Annotated in this window: 18 protein-coding genes; 8 read left to right on the forward strand and 10 right to left on the reverse strand. The window is 40.8% G+C overall.

Annotation, left to right across the window (positions count from 1 at the left end; translation table 11 throughout):
* Positions 1-189 precede the first annotated feature (189 nt).
* Positions 190-1,005: a patatin-like phospholipase family protein gene (locus tag AC1DO4_RS22420; RefSeq protein ID WP_477419799.1), complete on the reverse strand. Its 816-nt coding sequence runs from the start codon at positions 1,003-1,005 to the stop codon at positions 190-192.
* A gap of 556 nt (positions 1,006-1,561) precedes the next feature.
* On the opposite strand from AC1DO4_RS22420, the gene AC1DO4_RS22425 reads away from it, so the two are divergent.
* The gene (locus tag AC1DO4_RS22425; RefSeq protein WP_477419800.1) at positions 1,562-2,251 is read left to right on the forward strand and encodes a VIT1/CCC1 transporter family protein; all 690 of its coding nucleotides are present in this window, start codon (positions 1,562-1,564) and stop codon (positions 2,249-2,251) included.
* 177 nt (positions 2,252-2,428) lie between these two features.
* On the opposite strand, the gene AC1DO4_RS22430 is transcribed toward AC1DO4_RS22425, so the two are convergent.
* The 7 genes from AC1DO4_RS22430 to AC1DO4_RS22460 form a co-directional block, all read right to left on the reverse strand.
* The gene (locus AC1DO4_RS22430) at positions 2,429-4,585 is read right to left on the reverse strand and encodes a DUF2231 domain-containing protein (protein WP_477419801.1); all 2,157 of its coding nucleotides are present in this window, start codon (positions 4,583-4,585) and stop codon (positions 2,429-2,431) included.
* A 98-nt stretch (positions 4,586-4,683) separates the two neighbouring features.
* The gene (locus AC1DO4_RS22435) at positions 4,684-6,141 is read right to left on the reverse strand and encodes a DUF1501 domain-containing protein (RefSeq protein WP_477419802.1); all 1,458 of its coding nucleotides are present in this window, start codon (positions 6,139-6,141) and stop codon (positions 4,684-4,686) included.
* A gap of 5 nt (positions 6,142-6,146) precedes the next feature.
* Positions 6,147-8,465: a PSD1 and planctomycete cytochrome C domain-containing protein gene (locus AC1DO4_RS22440; RefSeq protein WP_477419803.1), complete on the reverse strand. Its 2,319-nt coding sequence runs from the start codon at positions 8,463-8,465 to the stop codon at positions 6,147-6,149.
* 185 nt (positions 8,466-8,650) lie between these two features.
* Positions 8,651-9,523 (reverse strand): OmpA/MotB family protein, encoded by an 873-nt coding sequence (locus AC1DO4_RS22445; protein ID WP_477419804.1) that lies wholly within the window; start codon positions 9,521-9,523, stop codon positions 8,651-8,653.
* Positions 9,524-9,645: 122 nt separating this feature from the next.
* The gene (locus tag AC1DO4_RS22450; protein ID WP_477419805.1) at positions 9,646-10,926 is read right to left on the reverse strand and encodes an RNA polymerase sigma factor; all 1,281 of its coding nucleotides are present in this window, start codon (positions 10,924-10,926) and stop codon (positions 9,646-9,648) included.
* 15 nt (positions 10,927-10,941) lie between these two features.
* Entirely contained in the window at positions 10,942-11,298 is a 357-nt protein-coding gene (locus AC1DO4_RS22455; protein ID WP_477419806.1) for a YciI family protein, read from the reverse strand.
* 178 nt (positions 11,299-11,476) lie between these two features.
* Positions 11,477-12,679, reverse strand: a complete 1,203-nt coding sequence (locus AC1DO4_RS22460; RefSeq protein WP_477419807.1) for a proline dehydrogenase family protein — start codon at positions 12,677-12,679, stop codon at positions 11,477-11,479.
* 58 nt (positions 12,680-12,737) lie between these two features.
* On the opposite strand from AC1DO4_RS22460, the gene AC1DO4_RS22465 reads away from it, so the two are divergent.
* The 3 genes from AC1DO4_RS22465 to AC1DO4_RS22475 are packed head-to-tail and all read left to right on the forward strand — an operon-like array spanning position 12,738 to position 14,899.
* Positions 12,738-12,944, forward strand: coding sequence for an RNA-binding S4 domain-containing protein (locus AC1DO4_RS22465; RefSeq protein ID WP_477419808.1), 207 nt, complete (start codon positions 12,738-12,740; stop codon positions 12,942-12,944).
* A 3-nt stretch (positions 12,945-12,947) separates the two neighbouring features.
* Complete coding sequence (gene aroB, locus AC1DO4_RS22470; protein ID WP_477419809.1) at positions 12,948-14,006, forward strand: 3-dehydroquinate synthase; 1,059 nt, start codon at positions 12,948-12,950, stop codon at positions 14,004-14,006.
* Entirely contained in the window at positions 14,006-14,899 is an 894-nt protein-coding gene (locus tag AC1DO4_RS22475) for a sterol desaturase family protein (RefSeq protein WP_477419810.1), read from the forward strand. Before aroB ends, AC1DO4_RS22475 begins: the two co-directional genes overlap by 1 nt.
* A gap of 19 nt (positions 14,900-14,918) precedes the next feature.
* Here the strand turns inward: AC1DO4_RS22475 and AC1DO4_RS22480 are convergent, their stop codons facing one another.
* Together AC1DO4_RS22480 and AC1DO4_RS22485 are read right to left on the reverse strand one after the other, a co-directional pair.
* On the reverse strand, positions 14,919-15,323 hold the full coding sequence (locus AC1DO4_RS22480; protein WP_477419811.1) for a PIN domain-containing protein: 405 nt from the start codon (positions 15,321-15,323) through the stop codon (positions 14,919-14,921).
* The gene (locus AC1DO4_RS22485) at positions 15,320-15,565 is read right to left on the reverse strand and encodes a hypothetical protein (protein ID WP_477419812.1); all 246 of its coding nucleotides are present in this window, start codon (positions 15,563-15,565) and stop codon (positions 15,320-15,322) included. Before AC1DO4_RS22485 ends, AC1DO4_RS22480 begins: the two co-directional genes overlap by 4 nt.
* A 169-nt stretch (positions 15,566-15,734) precedes the next feature.
* Between AC1DO4_RS22485 and AC1DO4_RS22490 the strand changes: the two genes are divergently transcribed.
* The 4 genes from AC1DO4_RS22490 to aroA all read left to right on the forward strand — a co-directional run bounded on the left by AC1DO4_RS22490 (position 15,735) and on the right by aroA (position 20,389).
* A complete protein-coding gene (locus tag AC1DO4_RS22490) occupies positions 15,735-16,583 on the forward strand; it encodes a PH domain-containing protein (protein WP_477419813.1) in 849 nt (282 codons plus the stop codon).
* Positions 16,584-16,852: 269 nt separating this feature from the next.
* The gene (locus AC1DO4_RS22495; RefSeq protein WP_477419814.1) at positions 16,853-17,758 is read left to right on the forward strand and encodes a prephenate dehydratase; all 906 of its coding nucleotides are present in this window, start codon (positions 16,853-16,855) and stop codon (positions 17,756-17,758) included.
* 92 nt (positions 17,759-17,850) lie between these two features.
* Complete coding sequence (locus tag AC1DO4_RS22500) at positions 17,851-18,978, forward strand: chorismate mutase (protein WP_477419815.1); 1,128 nt, start codon at positions 17,851-17,853, stop codon at positions 18,976-18,978.
* 100 nt (positions 18,979-19,078) lie between these two features.
* Entirely contained in the window at positions 19,079-20,389 is a 1,311-nt protein-coding gene (gene aroA, locus AC1DO4_RS22505; protein WP_477419816.1) for a 3-phosphoshikimate 1-carboxyvinyltransferase, read from the forward strand.
* Positions 20,390-20,570 lie beyond the last annotated feature (181 nt).

Raw genomic sequence — 20,570 nt, forward strand, 5'->3', positions numbered from 1 at the left:
TGTTAAACCTTATTAAACTTTCGGCTTAAGCCAACATTGTTTTATGAGCAGCAGAACTACGTAAAAGCATTCACTTAACCCAATGAGCAAAGGGCGATCTTCCTCTACATCGTTTTAATGTAATTATTAGTAAATCAAGTGGATTACTTTGATAATCCAGTTTACCGAAGCAATTTAATTTATTATTTGTCAGCCTTTTTTATTTTTATCCAAACAATGCATTTTCAGCTTTTCGTTCCCATTAATAGTTTTTAAACCTTCTTCATAACCAATCATATAAATTTCCTCGGCAGCATTCATGTCAAATATGCCGTAGCCGCCCAATCCATGTGGCTCAATTACAACATCACATAAAATTTTATGGGTATTAAGGGTGGAATTGATTGCGATCATAGCGGCCCTGTCAATCAGGTTACCAAAAGATTTAATCTCTGTAACTATCTGTAAATGATTACAGGACGAACCAATAATAAAGTCGCAATTACCCACTAATGGTTCAACCGGAAAATTATTGAGCACCCCGCCATCTACATACATGTGATTGTTAAGCACAATGGGTTTGAAAATGCCCGGCAAACAGCATGATGCTAAAATCGCCATATCGAGCTCACCATCATTAAAGTAAACCAGCCTTCCTTCACCCAGGTCAACGGCCGTAACAGTAACAGGAATTTTAAGTTTTTGAAAGGAATTGTGTGRAATATAGTGTTTTATTAAGAAGCGTGTTTTTAATATAGAGATCAAACCCGTGCTACCAAATGAGGGGCGCAGCAATTTAAGCAGGCTGGTTTGTTTAAGCATCTGTAAAAAATCTTTCGGAGCATACCCTTCAGCAAAAAAGGCGGCGGCAATTGCACCAGCACTTGTGCCGGATATATGGGAGAACCTAATGCCATAATCGGTTAGGGCTTGCATAACCCCTAAATGAGACACAGCACGTACTCCACCACCTGATAGTGCTAATCCTATATTAGTTGTTTTATTTTGATCGGCGTTTGTATTCATTTACATTTTAGCTTAATATGAGAACTTTAATATTTACTATAAAGTTTGAATCTTTTTAAGACCCATTTGCGGAGCTGTTTTTTAAAAACGTGAGCCGAAAGACATTAATTTGTTTGTTTTGAGAGGATGATTATTCCTGATATCAGGCATTGCTATTCGTTTTATATGATATAGACAATGTAATTATACGTAAAAGTGGCAAATGTAGTTACTGACCATAAGGTTTTTGATTACTAAACGCCTTACTTTTACATATTGGACACCAGTGAACTATCCACAACTTAAACTACTGAATATTAAATCATTAAAATACTTTTTTTTGAATTTCAAGAAAGACACCTATTGATAGCCCATATTGGAATAAATAATTATGTGGAGCAGTATCAGTCATTATGGTTTGTTTGCATGAATTAGAGATAAGGTACTATTATAAACAGAATACAGGTCGTGTGTGTTTCGTTAAGCCTTGGTTTTAAATAATGGATTGCTTTACCGATGTTTGATTTAAATATTTAAAGCAACGGATTCAAAAAGCCAAACTATTAATATTACCATAATGCACAAAGAACATCACGTTACCAGTTCAGAAATCATCAGGGATGTTGTTATAGGCATGTCTGATGGTTTAACCGTTCCGTTTGCCCTGGCGGCAGGACTTAGCGGGGCCATAACTTCATCGGGACTGGTGGTAACAGCCGGCATAGYAGAAATAGTTGCCGGTTCAATAGCAATGGGCCTTGGAGGCTTCTTAGCCGGGCGTACCGAAGTTGATCATTATAATTCAGAACTAAAAAGGGAGTATAACGAGGTTGAATTAGTACCCGAACAGGAAAAAGCTGAAGTAAAAGAAGTTTTTGCAGAATTCGGCTTGTCAGCGCATTTGCAGGATGAAATTGCTGATGAACTATCAAAGGATAAAAAAAAATGGGTAGACTTTATGATGAAATATGAGCTTGGTTTGGAAGAACCAAACCCTAACAGGGCCACAAAAAGTGCCTTAACAATAGGGTTCTCGTATATAGCGGGAGGAATTATTCCTTTATCACCATACCTTGTAATAGATAATGCGCAGGAAGCTTTAAATTATTCCTGCGCTGTAACTTTAATTTGCCTGTTTATTTTTGGTTATTTTAAAAGCAAGCTTACAGGGCAGCCCGCATTAAGCGGTGCGTTAAAAGTGGTTGTTATTGGGGCATTAGCTGCTGGTGCTGCTTTTGGAATGGCAAAACTTATAAATGGCAAGTAAAACTTAACACTACCAACAGCTTATTAATATTTTCTCTGGCTTATGAACGAGGCATTTTTTTAGCAGCTTTTTTGCAGTCTTATGCACAGGTCTGTTACCTCACGTCCAATACCCATAATATGCCTGCTACTGGTTCATTGATAGCGGTTGATGTATTTATCATGCTGGTTATTATGTTTAATTAACAAAAACCTCATCAATGAACACCCATGCCGACTTTCCTTTAGCCGGATGCCAGGAAGGCACATTTTTAAGTGGTTTGGCTACTAATTTTAAGCAAGATATCAACCGAACTGTTTTTAGCTTACACTCCAGGCTCATAACAGCAAATGCATCCTTTTTAAACGGGGTTGCCGTGGTGGTATATCCTAAAAGTTTTAAGTGTTTTTGATCCGACCCTCCCCATACTTCAATTTTATCAGGTAAAAATATTTGTGAACCAGTGTTACGCATCACATTGAGGTTAACTGAATGCAAATCTGCGGGTTTATTAAACCACATCAGCATCTCTATATCTTTTTGCGATGCAATCCATTTACCATTACCAAAACTGTTTCCTCCCAGTTCTTTATCAATTACGGTTTTTGGGCCATCGCCTTTGTATTTGTCATCCGGATATTTTAAAAAGGCCACACTATCCGGCGTATAAGCGCATTTATAAATATTGAATTGTGCCGTATCGCTTCCTATCCATCCTGTTTTAAAGGCTCTGGCTTTTACAACTGTACTTTGCGTAAATATTAGGCCGGGTGTATACAACGCCGCGCGAATGCTATCCGGAACACTGCCGTTAGTAGTATAACGGATATCAACTCCTTTTATAGGATTGCTCAATTGGAGCTGGTAGCTTTGCTTAAATACAACAGCCGTGTTTTTTAACTGTGGACTACTTAATTTTATGGCTTTTCCATCATCCTTAAACCCGGTTAAGAGCTTAAGCTGCTTGTTTGTTTTTTGCAAGGGTATAAGATCGGGAGTTTTTAAACCGGTGTCCCAAACAGCCAGCTCTGTTAAGCTTTTTATGGCCGTTAACTGTTTTATATCCGCAGGTCTTAATTTTATACCTGCAACCGAAAGGCTTTTAAGGTATTTTAGAGCCACCAGTTCTTTTAACCCACTGCCAGTAACATCACTGAAATTAAGGTTAAGCCGGCTAAGGTTTTCAAACTTTGCTATAACTTTAAGATCAGCATCCTTTACGGGCATTTTATTAAGATCAAGAGACACAACCTGTTTTTTAATGGGGCTTAACTCTTTTAAAACCTGAATGTTATAAGTGCTTTTATTGTATATATTAACCGACAGGGCCGGCGATTCATTAGCCAGCGGATAAATAACCCGATAATTATTGTTCAGCTTTTTAATATCCTTATCATCAGCAGCCGCAAAATCATAAACCTCTTCGATGCTTTCTGCAGGCTTTAACAGTGTTGATGCAATTACTCTTAATGAATCTGTTACAGGCAGATCAATAACTTTTTTCTTAAAATCGGGATTGCTTTTTACCCAAAGATAAAGGAGCATTTTCTCTTCATCTGTAAGCTGTGGTTTCCCTGTAGGCGGCATGTGTTTTTTTTCTCCTTCGGGCAAATGCACCCGCTGAAGAAGTAAACTCATTGCCGGATTGCCGGGCACAAAAAGTTTCCCGCTTTTACCCCCCTTTAGTATCATCGCCTGGGTAGTAAGTATAAGACGACCTTTCATTTTATCGGAGTTATGGCAGCTTTGGCATTTCATCTCAAAAATGGGTTTTATCACATCCTGGTAAACCAATGCCTTGTCAATCGGGACATTGTTTTTCTCTTTATCCATTATCGGCCCAAAAACAAAATCTTCGCCATGGGTAAGGTTGCCACCAAAATGCCCGGCAACTATTAAACAAAACACCGTTACCAAAGCCCCTGTTTTGGCCTGTGTTGCTGTATACTGGGGCGTGTTGCGAATAAGGTAGACCCCATAACCCATAAACGCCACACATACGCCAAACCATTTGTGCCATTGCAAAGTATTACCCTCATAACCAGGCTCTTTAGACAACAATAAGCCCATAACAACTGTTATTGACGATAAAAGAGCCCCTAACACCAACAGGTAATTGGTAAAGTTTTGATATAGTTTTTCATTTACAAACTCAGCGCGGAAACGAAAAAATTCCATCACCATTGCCAATATGAGTATCACGATGGGGAAATGCAGTATCAATGGGTGCATCCTGCCTACTGGCTGCAGCCATTGAGGTACTACCAGGCTATTGCCGGCTATCAGTAAAACTACAATGAAAATATTTAGTGCAAATAATGCTCCGTCTGCAAAACCCTTATGGCTGCCTTTCATATATTAAGCAATGGTGCTTTGGTTAGTTAATTTCTTGTAAAATACTCCCGGTACCGGATGCTTCGAAATCCCGTCCATTCTAAAAAATCCAAACTGTGTTAGGTTATTATTCCCTTCACCACTTTCCCGGCAACATCGGTTAACCTATATCTTCGACCCAAACTTTTAAAGGTTAATTTTTCATGGTCGATACCCAACTGGTTGAGGATGGTAGCATGAAAATCATGTACGTGAACAGGATCTTTAACTATATTATACCCAAAATCATCCGATTCGCCGTAAACTATGCCGGGTTTAATACCGCCACCGGCCATCCAGATACTAAAGCAGCGTGGGTGATGGTCGCGGCCATAATTAGCTTTTTCAAGCTTACCCTGGCTATAATTAGTACGGCCAAACTCACCTCCCCAAATTACCAGTGTTTCATCTAGCAAGCCACGTTGCTTAAGGTCGGTAACCAATGCAGCCGATGCCTGGTCTACATCTTTCGCCTGCCCGGCCATTTCCTGCGGCAAATTGCTGTGCTGATCCCATCCCTGGTGATATAACTGTACAAAGCGCACGCCGTTCTCGGATAGCTTTCTTGCCAGTAAACAATTGGCTGCATAGGTACCAGGAATCAAACAATCCGGGCCGTACATTTTCACAATATCATCTGATTCCTTGGATACATCCATAATTTCGGGAACAGCGGTTTGCATGCGGTATGCCATTTCGTACTGCTGTATTTTGGTATTTATCTCGGGGTCGCCAAATTCTTTATAATTGATATCATTAAGGGCCGCCAAATTATCCAGCATTTTACGTCGCTCGTGCCGGTCCATTCCGTCCGGGTCGTTAAGGTACAAAATCGGGTTTTCGCCGCTGCTAAATTGTACACCCTGGTGAATGGAATCTAAAAAACCGTTACTCCATAGCTTAGAGTAAACACCCTGGCCATTGCCCTTACCCTTTGATAACAACACGGTAAATGCCGGCAGGTTTTTGTTTTCGCTGCCTAAACCATAGCTTACCCATGAACCCATACTGGGGCGATTACCCTGTTGCGCTCCGGTCTGTAAAAAAGTAAGCGCAGGATCATGGTTTATAGCATCGGTGTTCATGGAGCGGATAATGCAAATATCATCGGCAATTTTACCAATGTGAGGGAACAGGTCGCTTACCCATGCCCGCGATTCGCCGTATTGCTTAAAATCGTAAAATGAGCCCACAAGCGGGAATGAGGCCTGTTTGGCGGTCATCCCTGTCAATATCTGGTTGCCGCGCACCGAAGGCGGTAGCTCCTGCCCCATCATTTCCCGTAGTTTCGGCTTATAATCAAATGACTCCAGTTGCGACGGCGCTCCATCCTGGAACAGGTAGATAACCCTTTTAGCTTTTGGTGCAAAGTTGGGTATCCCCGGTATAAAATCGGCTTCACTCTCGCCACCGCTGCCGCTAAAAAGATCCGGAATAAGTAACGATCCTAATGCCACACTACCAATGCCAAGGCTTAATCTTGAAAGAAACCTGCGCCTGTTTATATTCAGCCTGCTCTCTAAAAAATCTTTTTCCATGCCGATCAGGTTTTTGTTATCGCTTCTTCTAAATTATAAATAGTATCAACCACCTTCATCATAGCTGCCAGGGTTATTTTATCCAGGTTTGCCGGTACGTGGTATTCGCCTACACTTAGTAGTTTTCCGGCATCATTTTTTTTCATTCCATTTAACTCATCGTTATAATAAGCTGTTAGTATGGCTAATTCTTTTTCCTGCGGATGCCGGCACATAATTAAGCGGAAGGCCTTGATTATTTTATCTTTAGGCTGGCTTTTATCCTGCAACAACCTGGCAGCCAAAACCCGTGCGGATTCTAATACTGTAGGATCATTAAGCATCACCAACGCTTGTAATGGCGTATTGGTGCGTAAACGTTTTACCTCGCACTGATCGCGGTTACTGGCATCAAATATTCCTAATGACGCCGGAGGTACAGTACGTTTAATGAGCGTATACATGCCCCGGCGATAAAGGTTGGCCCCATGCACCTGTTTATAATTAGCCAATATCCCGCGGCCCGATGTAGCGTTTTCCCAAAGGCCGGGCGGCTGGTAAGGGTTTACACTGGGCCCACCAATAGAGCGGTTAAGCAAGCCGCTGCTGGCCAACACCAGATCGCGAACAAACTCGGCGGGCAGGCGGTAACGTGGGCTACGCGATAGCAAAGTATTTTCGGGATCTGTCTTTAACTTTTCAGAACTGATTACCGCGGATTGGCGGTATGTGGCCGACATAACCACCTGTTTCACCAATCGCTTAATATCCCAGCCATGATCCATAAAATCAACAGAGAGCCAGTCAAGCAGTTCGGGATGCGAAGGCAGATCGCCTTGCATACCAAAATCGCCCGAGCTTTTCACTATGCCCTTGCCAAAAAACTCCTGCCATACCTGGTTTACAAACACCCTTGCAGTGAGGGGATTTTTTTTATTGAACATCCAATCGGCCAAACCGAGCCTGTTTTTTGGATAGTTAGCCGTAAATGGTAATATCGATTTTGGAGTTCCTGGTTCAACTTCATCGCCATGGGCATCATAATTGCCGCGTTTAAGGACATAGGTTGGCCGTACCTTGTCGCTATCTGTCATTACAGATACGATAAGTTTATCAGTATCCTGCTTGTTTATAAACGTCAGGATTTTTTTAACATCCTCATTGCTGATTTGCATCATAGGCCGCTTGGCATAGGTTTCGGGCCCGCCAACGGTTGATTGAAGCCCCACCTCCTTTACATTGTTAAAAAAAGCAAACACCTGGTAATACTCTTTTTGCGAAAAGGGGTCAAATTTATGATCGTGGCAATGGGCGCACTCCAATGTAATGCCCAGCAAAGCTTTGCCAAAAGTATTTGTACGATCGGTAACATAGCTTACGCGGTACTCTTCATCAATTACACCGCCCTCTTCAGTAATTTTGTGGTTGCGGTTAAAGCCTGTTGCCAGCAATTGCTCTTTAGTTGCATTCGGCATCAGGTCGCCTGCTAATTGCCAGGTTATAAATTTATCATACGGCATATTTTCGTTGAAGGCATGTATCACCCAATCCCTCCATGGCCATTGCGTGCGGTAATTATCGTCCTGGAAACCATGCGAATCGGCATAGCGTGAAACATCAAGCCAGTGCAGGGCCATTTTCTCGCCATATTGAGGGCTTGCCATTAACTTATCAACCACCTTTTGGTAAGCGTCGGGGCTTTTATCGGCCAAAAAGCTGTCCATCATTTGCAGGTTTGGCGGCAAGCCGGTAAGATCAAGGGATACCCGCTTCAGCAGCCGTTCCTTATCAGCCTCCGGATTTGGATCAATGCGCCTTTGTTCCAGTTTTTGGAGTACAAAGTTATCTATAGCGTTTTTAGGCCATGCCGTATTTTTTACCTGTGGAATTGGATATGCGCGCGGAGGAACAAAGGCCCAGTGTTTTTCGTATTTAGCGCCCTGTTTTATCCACTTTTTAATCAGAGCAACCTCAAAGGATGTTAACTTTTTAAGGTTTGATGATGGCGGCGGCATTTGCTCGGCCGTATCTTTTGTAGATATACGGCGATATACTTCAGACATCAACGGATCGCCGGAAACCAGGGCATGGGCAGTTGGATTATCTTTTAGTGCTTTATAGGCGCTTTCGGGCATATCAAGCCTCAGATCAGCTTCGCGGTGAGTGGCATCAGGACCATGACATTTATAACATTTATCAGATAATATAGGGCGGATATTAAAATTATAGCTAATGATATCGGGTACTTGTTCGGCATCACCCTGGCCAGACGAATTGCAGGCATGAAGCGTATACAAAGCACAGGCTGCTATCACGAGCCATACATAATATAACTTCCGGAACATTGGCTTAAAATTGGTTAATTGGTCTACAGAAATTTAAAATTAAGAATTTCAATCGCAATTTACAACTTGATTTCAATTATGTATATACAATTACACTTAGCTCATTTAGCAACCAGGTATACTTAAATAAAAAAGGCCTCAGCGAAATCGCCAAGGCCTTTTATTTAAGAAATACGTTAAACCCTTTATTGCTTAGGCGCTGTTGTCGTAGCCGGCGCTTTACCTATCAAATCCATAAACTGATCGAGCTTAGGTGTGATGATAATTTGGGTGCGCCTGTTTTGGCTTTTACCAGATGGTGTGCCATTATCGGCAACAGGGTTAAATTCGCCCCGGCCACCTGCTGTTAAACGTTTGGGATCAACATTATAATTGTTCTGCAAGGCCTGAACTACCGATGATGCCCTTAATGCACTTAAATCCCAGTTGTTACGGATGTTAGTTTGTTTAATAGGAACATTATCGGTATTACCTTCAATCAGTACATCGTAGCTCGAATAATCCGAGATGATCTTGGCTATCTTACTCAGCGTTGCTCCTGCCTTATCAGAGATCTCATAACTACCCGATTTGTAAAGCATGTTATCTGATAACGATATATAAACTACTCCCTTCAGCACTTTCACATCCACATCCTGCATTTCTTCCCTGCTTAAGGAGCGTGTAAGGTTGTTGGTTAACACCATGTTAAGCGAGTCGCTTTTGTTTTTTGTTTCAACCAGGTGCTTGATGTATTTATTGGAAGCATTGATCTCATCTACCAGTTTTGCAATATTTACACCTCCCTGGTTATTACCCGCCAAACATTTATTTAAGGCATCCTGCAAGGCTGCCGAGTTCGCTTTTTCTGAAGCGATCAGTTCTTCCAGGCTTTTTACCCTGCCGGTTGAAACAGCAAGGGCTTGTTCACTTGTTTGGTATTTTACGCTAAGGTCACGGGTACTGTTTTGTAATTGGGTGTAGTTACCCTGTAACTCTTTATATTTTTTATTGCTCACGCAACTTTGAGTTACCGTTGCTACAATAAGTATCAACGGTACTAAATGATGTATTTTCATGGTATTTATGTTTATATTACCGGTTATAATGTATTTATGACCAGCTTAGCTGTATAAACAAAATTCGGACCGAAAAGTTTCCTTTATACAAATGAGCCTTAATTACTGATGAGATAATTTGCTCATAACTCCTCCATCCTCTTCATAATACTTCGCTTAGCCCCGTCTGATTTTGCAAGCGAAAGGGCCTTCGCAAAATGTTCATGCGCTTTCAAGTCGTCAATACCGGTATAAAGCTCGCCCAGCAACGCAAAGTAAAAGTGGTTACCTGTTAACTCCAGCTTTTCGGCCTCAATAATTGCCTCTTCCTTCCCATTTGCTTTTGAAAGCGCATATGTGCGGTTAAGCGCCGCAACAGGTGAGTATTCTATCTGCAGCAATCGGTTATAAAGCTGTAAAACATTTTCCCATTTTTCATTAGTATCTGCCCGTTGAGTGCTCCAATAAGCTATTTCGGCCTCCAGGTGATATTTTGACAATTTATTACCGCTTGCGGCACAACTTAAAAAATATACCCCTTTGCTGATTAAATCGATATTCCATAGGCTTATATCCTGTTCTTCATATAAAATATGTTCTCCATCTTTATTAAACCGGGCTTCAAACCTGGAAGCATGAAAACACATGAGCGAAAGCAGTGCGTTCACCTGGGGCTTATTGGTATTTTGATTTTCCACAAGCATAGTACATAAACGCATAGCTTCAAGGCAAAGCTCTTTCCGGAGCGTTTTATCCTGGCTAATGGAGTAATATCCCTCGTTGAACAACAAATAAATAGTTGTCAGTACAGGAGCTAAACGTTCATCAATTTCGGCTGGTGCAGGGAATTCGATCTTTATTTTTAGTTCTCTTAGTTTCTCTTTAGCCCTGAATAGCCGTTTGTTAATAGTTTCCTTGTTGCTAAGGAACGCGTCTGCTATCTCCTGGATCCCAAAACCGCAAAGGATGCGTAGCGATAGGCCAATCTGCGCCTCAACAGTAATTATTGGATTGCAAATTGCAAACATCATCTGCAACTGGCTGTCGTTAATATTTTGTGGCGATAGGTCAATCTCCGTTTCGTAATAACCAGGGGTTCTATTGAGTATTTCGGCGGATACTTTGCTTTCAAAGGTTATATTTCGCTGCAGATAGTTTTTAGCCTTGTTTTTGGCTACATTATAAAGCCAGGCTGGTGGGTTTGGCGGCACACCACCCAGTCCCCATGCCTGCGTGGCCGTAAGGAAGGTTTCGCTGGCAATATCTTCAGCAATTTCTACCTGGTCGAAACCAAAACGGTTGCAAAGCACAGCTACAATTTTCCTGTACTCTGTTCTGAATAAATGCGGTATTAGTTGGTCGTTGTACATAGCGTCAATAATGTACCAGGCATGTTTATATAGCGATGGGGTTTGCCCCCCCATCGCTATCGGAAGATTTTAAGCATTGGAGTGACCGCCCGTTATTTGCCTCACTTCAACACTGTTGCCTTCTCCCAATAATATCGGACAGGCTTTTGCCATGCTTACGGCTTCGTCAAGGTCTTTCGCCTTTATAGTTACAAAACCGGCAATTGATTCCTTAACCTCGGCAAAAGGGCCATCGGTTATCACATTGTTAAACTTTAAAACTTTGCCTTCTGTTGATAAGGCCGTACCACCAACAAATTTGTTTTGAGCAGCAATGCCGCCTACCCAATCATGATACATTTTCATGTATCCCTCCAATTGCTCTGGTGATGGCTGCGCTTCTTTGGTTACCAGGTCCAAACGCATCAGGATTAAGAACTCGTTCATTTTGTATTGGTTTTAATTGGCTGCCGGTTGGCTGCCGGGTTAATAAATATATGAATTATACCCCAATAACAAATGAAACAAGGGGTATTGGACAGCCAGGTGAAAAAACTGCACAAAAAAAAGCCACTAAATAATTAGCAGCTTTTTATTTTTATTTTGGCTCTGGATTCCATCCTGTTTATTTGCCCCTTCTTCTCCGTTCCTTTACTATCAGGCTCAGCTCACGGCTCATTTGCCCGGCTATAGCGGTATTTTCCTGTGCCCGGCGAAACAAGTATGGCAAAACCGCTTTTATTGGGCCATATGGCACATATTTAGCAACATTGTACCGGGCATCGGCCAGGTTAAAGCTCAGGTTATCGCTCATTCCCAACAATTGCGAGAAATATACATGGGGATGTTTATGGTCAATGCCTTTGGCATCTAACAGTTCGGCCAATAAACGGCAGCTTTCTTCGTTGTGGGTACCGGCTATAAAGGCAATCTGATCAATGTAGCTGGTGCAATAATCAAGCGCCGAATCATAATCAAGGTCGGTTGATTTTTTATCAGGCTGAATTGGTGAATTGTAACCCATTTCTAAAGCGCGCTTATGCTCTTTTTCCATATATGCGCCGCGCACAATTTTGGCTCCCAAAATAAACCCTTCGCTTTTTGCTATCTCATGGTCGTTTAATATCGACGCCAGTTTATCATGCCTGTACATTTGGTAGGTATTATAAACAATGGCTTTTTTGGTGTTAAACTGCGTCATCATGGTTAAGGCCAGCAAATCAATGGTTTCCTGGATCCAGCTTTCTTCAGCATCTATCATTACCGGTACATTGCTGGCATGCGCTTTATCGCAAATGGCCAATACCCTGCTTTGAACTCTTTCCCACTCCTTCTCTTCTTCGGGTGTAAGTGGTAGCCGTGCATCCAGCTTTTCCAGCAAGGCAAAACGGCCAACCCCCGTTACTTTAAATACTGTTAAAGGGATGGCTTTGTCTTTAGCTGCTCTTACAACTGTCCTGATGATCTCATCGCGGGTGCTGTCAAAAACGGCCTCATCATCTTCACCTTCTATCGAGTAATCTAATATGGTGCCTACTCCGCCGCTATATAAATTTTTTATCGTGTTATCACACTCCGCAATGGTTTCGCCACCGCAAAAGTGTTTAAATATGGTAGCCTTGATAATGCCCTTAATTGGCAAGCCTATTTTTATTGCAAAATTGGTTACCGGCGGACCGATCTTTACTAAAAAGTTAACATTAATTATCCTGAACAACCAGTAAGCCCGGCTAAGGTCTGTATTAGATGAATGACGAAAAGCGATTTCTGTATTTTCAAAAGAAGGCTTAGCGTGTGTGGATTTGTTATTAGTTTCGTTAGAAAGCATGTGCAAAATTATAAAATGATAACTCATTATTCCACGAATAGTTTATTTTTGCCCCTCCATGATTGAATTTAAGTTAACAGGCGACTATATCCCGATGATACAATTACTAAAGGCTGCCCATTTGGTATCAACCGGTGGCGAAGCACAAATAGTTGTAAGTGAGGGTGAAGTGACCTATAACGGCCAGGTGGATTACCGTAAACGCCTTAAAGTTAAACGAGGTGACCTGGTTGAATTCAGAKGAAATAAAATCATGGTTATTTAAATTATGACTACTATTCAAAGCGACAATTACCCCATTTACTTTGATAACAGCATTGATGAACTTGCTAATTTTGTAAAGCAAGGTCATTATTCAAGGTTTTTTATTTTAACTGATGAAAACACTGCTGAGCATTGCCTACCCCTTGTAAAAAGTAAAATTGAAGACCAGGACAATTTTGATATCATTGAGATAAACGCCGGTGAAGAAAGCAAGGACATTGATTTTTGCATAGGCATCTGGAAAATGCTGATTGATTTTGGCGCCGACCGCAAAAGCCTGTTAATCAACTTAGGTGGCGGCGTTATCAGCGACCTTGGCGGTTTTGCCGCGTCTACATTTAAACGCGGGATTGATTTTGTACATGTACCCACTACCCTACTATCCCAGGTTGATGCATCGGTAGGTGGTAAAACAGGGATCGATATCGATAGCATCAAAAATATCATTGGCACCTTTACGCCACCCAAAGCGGTATTTATTGAACTGAGTTTTTTAGAAACTTTACCACCAAGACAAATACTCTCGGGCCTGGCCGAAATGCTAAAACATGGACTGATCCAGGATGCAGACTACTGGCATCAGCTTAAAGCAAGTGACCTAAATAAGCCATCGGCTGCACTGGTTCATCGCTCGGTAGAGATAAAAAACAAGATAACCATTGAGGATCCGCACGAAAAAGGGATCCGCAAGGCGCTAAACTTTGGTCATACAATAGGTCATGCTGTTGAAACCTATTCATTGATCAATGATGATGATCATTTATCACATGGGGAAGCAATAGCTATAGGCATGATCTGCGAATCATATCTTGCACATAAAAAAACCGGGCTGCCTGCCGAAGAGTTGAAGGAGATTACCGAAACATTGAATAGTTTGTACCCTCGTTATACCATTAAGGAATCAACATTTGATGCTTTACTGGAGATCATGAAAAAGGACAAGAAAAACCAAAGCGGTAATATAAATTGCACCCTGCTGACCAATATAGGTCAATGTAATATTGATAATATCTGCACAGAAGCCGAACTTTGTGATAGTTTATTGTATTACATTAATTTATAATGGACCATTTAGATAAATCTGAAATAAGTGCGCTTGTAATACTTTGCCTGCTGGTTGTTTTAACCCTGGTTGAAATGGGTTTAAGCTATTGGGAGGACAGGCATTATTATCAAACACGTGATACACTTACCAATATTTATCTTACCTCGCTTGCGGTTGTAACCAACCTGGTAGTTAAAGGAAGCACATTTATTATACTCAGTTTTACTTACCAATTCCGCCTATTTCAAATACACAATGTTTGGTTGTATTGGTTTGTGCTAATTGTGGCCCAGGACTTTTTATATTGGGTTTTGCATTACATAGGCCATTATTGCCGCCTTTTTTGGGCCATACATGTAACCCATCATTCATCAGAGCAGTTTAACTTTACTACGGGTTTCCGGTCAACAGTTTTTGAGCCATTATACAGGGTATTTTTTTATTTACCCCTCGCATTACTGGGTTTTACTGCATTGGATATTTTATATGCCTATTTGGTTACGCAGTTTTACGGCAACCTTGTGCATACACAATACAAAATACCATTGCCAAAATGGTATGGGTGGATCTTTGTAACTCCGGCACATCACCGGGTACATCATGCATCAAACATTCCGTACCTTGATAAAAACATGGGAATGGTTTTAATTATATGGGATCGGATGTTTGGCACCTTCCGGGATGAAGACCTGCCCGAGCCCGTTAAATATGGCATTACCAAACAACCGGAAAATATGGGGCCGGTAAACATTATTTTTCATGAGTGGAAAGCATTGATACACGATGTTAAACATGCTCCTGGATTTAAAAATAAACTTGGGTATTTATTTAACCCACCCGGATGGAGCCATGACGGCAGCACGCAAACTGCCAGGGTGATGCAGCGGGAGTATGAAGAAAAGGCAGCTTAATATTAGCTGACCTAATTATTCATGAAATAACTGCCCAGTTTTCTATTTCGATGCCATTAAGTCTGTCAAAATCTGATACATTCCTGGTAACTAATGTTAAATTGTTGTGGATCGCAGTTGCACCGATTAACAGATAAAAATCATCCAATATTTTGCCCGCTTTCTTTAATCGTGCTTTTTCTTTAGCATAAACATCTAATGAATTAAAGATGGGTATCGTTGTAAACCATTCCTGAAGCTGAATAATTTTTCGGGTATTTTTCTCGGGGAAATCACTATTCTCGGCTCCAAATTTCAATTCAGCTATAGTTATTTCAGAAAGGAAGAATTTATCGGCACCAATTGCCTCTATTTTTTCGGCAATGTCAAATAACCCCTTTAAAAGATAAATACAAATATTAGTATCAAGAAGGTATTGTTTCAAAACCTTTCGATATCTCGTGTGAAACTTCTTGCTTTTTTTAAGTCTTCTATTATTACTTCAGCTGACTTCTCTGGAATAAAATCTCCAATTATTAATTTCAGAGTTTTGCTTTTTTGCTTTTTATCAGACTTTAATGAATTAGACAGACCCGAAATCAAGTCGAGTTTGTTATTTTGACTTAAATTTCTAAAAAGCTCAAGGTAACCGTCTACCAATTTTTTATTTATGTCGGCTGTCTGCATATCTTTTATTATTTGCATTCAATTACAACAAATATACAAATCAATAACGAAACATTTACCTATTGGGATTAGCGCTTTGCAATTAAATTCCATGTAAAATTAACAGGAAGCATCCAGCTATATCAATATGGATATTATCTTTGATACCACCCTAATGTTACATTACCTTATGCCTCAATTTATATCAAAACTTCAGCACAACACTTACGAAAAAAGCGAGTTCTCTGATGAGGCACCAAGAAACCTGGAGGAAACAATTCGGTTAATAAAAAACTTTCCCTGGGATTTGGAGCGACCGTTAACAGATATTCAACTAACCGGGCCATCTATAACCGTACAGGATGACGATGTTAATTACCTAAAGCTTGGACTTTACTTTGGCGGTAAATTCTGTGTTTATTACCTCGACAAGGATAATCATTTATATGAATACCATGCTCCTGATATTGAAGCCGCAGCAAAGCTTGTTACCGATTTTTTTAATCAAACATTAGAGCTAAGTATATTTGAGAAGCATTTTTTTAACATTGGGAATCAGCCCCATTTTATAACCAGTAACTTTGAATACGGGATAAAATCCCGGCGAATTGCCGTGGTTATGTGCATTCCATTTATTTATGTGCTATTGTTTGCCGGGGTTATACTGGATGCTACTAAAAGCAATAAGGATATCGTGTTTCCTGCTTTGTCAATGTTAGCAATTGGGGGTGTTATTTTAGCGATATTTTATAGGGTTTTTGAAACCCGGCAACAATACCTTCAAATTTCGCGTGGCAATGATAGGTTTTCTTTTGGGCAAGATAAAAAAAGCATTGTTTTTTGCAATAAAAGGGATATTAAAGAGATAATTATTTACGGAGGCAAAGGCTCGGGGCCATCAAGTATGTTTGAAGTTACCGGTATTGTATTTAACAATAATCAATGCCTAAAACTTTCAAACCTTTTGATATCGAGACATGATCTTTTAAGCAAATTCCCCGACAAGTTGAGAATTCCTGTTATTTACGACCGCGATTAAGTATTTAAAAGTAAGTAAAATCCATTTTTAGCAAATAAAATTTGGTTCACCTACAAAATTTAACAAAAAATAAAATTTTCTATTGACAGAATCATTTTTTACCGTACATTTACAACATAATAAAAAACAATGAAATTTAACAGTGCATATTTTTATGGTTACTACTTCTACTTTAACAGTAAGAGCCGGGACTAATATGTACTTAACACACATAAAGAATTTAAAAAGTCCCGGCACAAAATGCCGGGATTTTTTGCTTTAACAGGGTTATGAAAATAGAAAAACCAAGAGTTGCCATACAGGGGATCCGTGCCTCGTTTCATGAAGAGGCCGCCTTAAGATATTTTGGCGAAAATGCCCAGATGATTGAGTGCAACTCTTTTAAACAAACATTTGAAAGTTTAAAGAACAGGGACGCTGATTATGTGGTAATGGCTATTGAAAACAGTATTGCCGGCAGCATATTGCCTAACTATACCCTGTTGCTTGATTATGGCTTCCCGGTAGTGGGCGAAATTTACTTACCCATACAATTACATTTAATGGCATTGCCGGGTGTAAAGTTTGAGGATGTTAAATACGTAACCTCCCATCCCATCGCCTTACGCCAGTGTGTTGATTTTTTTGACGAATATCCGCACCTTAAAATTGTGGAAAGCAGCGATACTGCCGCCTGTGCCAAACGCATACGCGACGAACAACTAACCGATACAGTAGCCATTGCAAATTCTCTTGCTGCCAGTCTTTACGGACTTGATGTGTTGGAGCGTAGGATCGAATCAAACAAAAGGAATTTTACACGTTTCCTGATCCTTACCCATCACGATAACATGGAGAAGAAAAACGTAAATAAGGCGTCGCTTTGTTTCCAGGTGAGTAATAAAGTTGGCGCTTTGGCCAAAGTGCTTAATATTTTTGCCGAAGAAGGCTTAAATATGAGTAAGATCCAATCAATGCCCATCTTAGGTAAGCGTAACGAATACAATTTTTATGTAGATGTTGAGTGGGAAGAACAAAAACATTATGATAGCGCTATAAGACAGATCCTTAAATACACACAAAACTTTAATATACTTGGCGAATATGAAAGACACGAAGATGAGTTATCAGTAACACCTAAACCCCAAAGAATTGAGCGGGTACGGAGATATATCAATATCCGGCGCAACATTTAAGATCCTGCAGATCGACAACAATAATTAAAAACAAAAAATATAAAATAACCCCTGGGCTTAAAAATTAAAAAGCCCGACAAATAATTAAAAAGATGAAACTAAATTTAAACATACAGCCGCTTCATACCTGGATTAAAACCGGTAAAGAACCATTGGTAATTGCGGGTCCTTGCAGTGCCGAAACTGAAGATCAGCTGGTAGCCACAGCTCATTTATTAGCTCAAACCGGTAAAATCTCTGCTTTACGTGCAGGTATCTGGAAACCACGCACCCGTCCGGGAGAGTTTGAAGGTATCGGCAGTATTGGTTTAGAGTGGTTAAAACGCGCTAAAGCAGAAACAGGTTTGCCAACCGCAATTGAAGTAGCAACAGGTAAACATGTTGAAGAAGCTTTAAAAGCCGGTGTTGATATACTTTGGGTTGGCGCCCGCTCAACAGTTAACCCTTTCACCGTACAGGAAATTGCCGATGCCTTACGTGGTGTTGACGTGCCTGTAATGGTTAAAAACCCGGTGAACCCCGATCTTTCTTTATGGATTGGCGCATTGGAACGTATTAACAACGCCGGTATCACCAAACTGGCTGCTATTCACCGCGGTTTTTCATCTTACGAAAAATCAGCTTTCCGTAACGAGCCGATGTGGGATATCGCTATTGCCTTAAAAACTCTGGCTCCCGAACTGCCTATCATTAACGATCCAAGTCACATCTCTGGTAACCGCGACCTGATTGGTTACATATCACAAAAAGCATTAGATCTTGATATGCAGGGCTTAATGATCGAATCGCACATCGACCCAAGCGTTGCCTGGACAGATGCAAAACAACAGGTTACCCCTGCTGCCCTTGCCGACATTATAGATCACCTGGCTTTACGTAAACCAGAGATCCGCAATGCCGAAGTAAACGATAAACTGGCCGAGTTACGTAAACAGATCGACAAAATTGACGATTTAGTTATACAGAAAATTGCCGAACGTATGCAGATTGCTGATAAGATCGGTCAATACAAAAGAGATAACAACATTACCATTTTACAGGTTGGCCGTTGGGACGAGATCCTTCAAAAACGTAGCAACTATGCAAAAGCTTTAAAATTGGGCGACGAGTTTACTGAGAAATTATTGGAACTTTTACACGCCGAATCTATCAGCAGGCAAACAGCTGTCATGAACGCCAGCGAAGCCGGACAAGCAGCAGAAAAACTAACACACGCGTAATATTAAGTCAAAAGTCAAAAGTCAAAAGTCAAAAATTGTTTATTCTTTTTTGACTTTTGACTTTAAGACTATAGACTTGGGACTTAAGACTAACCAAACGATGCAAAACATCATCCTGAGTAAAAGTAATAAGCATATAAATGGCACGGTAAACCTTACCGGGTCGAAAAGTGAATGTAACCGCGCACTTATTATCGAAGCGCTAAGCAACGGTAAAGTGAAGGTGGAAAATGTTTCTGATGCGGCTGATGCTGTGTTATTAGCAGGGATTTTAAGGAAGAATCAGGAATCAAGAGTCAAGAATCATGAGGTTTTGGCAGATGGCAGCGGCGAACCATTCACCACTCACCACTCACCACTCACCACTGTAGATATCGGCCCTGCCGGCACGGCTATGCGTTTTTTGACTGCCTTTTATGCCATACAGGATGATGAAGTAATTTTAACCGGCAGCAAAAGGATGAAGGAAAGGCCAATAGGTGTATTGGTTGATGCGTTACGGGAACTGGGAGCCCATATTGATTATGAAGAAAAAGAGGGCTACCCTCCTATAAAACTAAAAGGCAATTTCGGGCAGCTCACTCGTAAGATCAGTATTAAAGGTAACATCAGCAGTCAATATATTACGGCCCTGTTACTCATCGCTGCCCGATTGCCTTTGGGTTTGGAATTACACATTGAGGGTGAACTAACTTCGCGCCCATATGTTGAAATGACTTTAGCGATGCTGCAAAGTGCAAGTATACAGCACGTTTGGACTGATAATGTCATTTCAATACCAAATCAGGACTTTGCAACAACATCATTACACGTTGAACCAGATTGGAGTGCGGCATCATACTGGTATGCCATTGCAGCTTTAGCTGATGAAGCCGAACTATTCCTGACCGGGTTAACACCTTATAGCCTGCAGGGCGATAGTGTAATCACCGAGATCATGGCTAACTTTGGGATTACATCGCAATTTAAAGATGGCGGTGTGCATTTATTGAAAGAAGCAAAGCCTTTAAGCCGTAAAATATTTGACATGAAGGAATGCCCGGACCTGGCGCAAACCGTTATTGTTGTGTGTGCGGCATTGGGTCACGAAGCTACATTTACAGGTCTTGAAACGCTAAAGATCAAGGAAACCGACCGTATTTTGGCGCTGCAAACCGAACTTGCAAAAATGGGTGTTAAACTAATTGAAAAAGGCCAGGTTTATAAACTGGATTGCAGTGAAAAGTTTATCCCCGAACGCATGTTTATTAGTACTTATCATGATCACCGTATGGCTATGGCTTTTGCACCGCTGGCACTTATTATTCCTCAACTGGAATTTGAGAACGGCCCGGTAGTCGACAAATCATATCCGGCTTTCTGGACTGACCTGGAAAAGCAAGGATTTACTGTGGAAACGGTAGAAGGTTAAAGGCAAAAGGTTAAGGGTAAAAGGCGAAAGGTAAAAGGTGAAAGGCCTTTAATCGTAACTACATAAACCACGCATCGGGTTGTAAAATCGGCGAAAGACTTACGAAGTTTTTAAAACTTCGTAAGTCTAATTCTAAAAACTACAAACCATAAAACCAGCCGTCATTGCGAGGCACGAAGCA

The organism is Mucilaginibacter sp. P5_A6, from assembly GCF_056400585.1.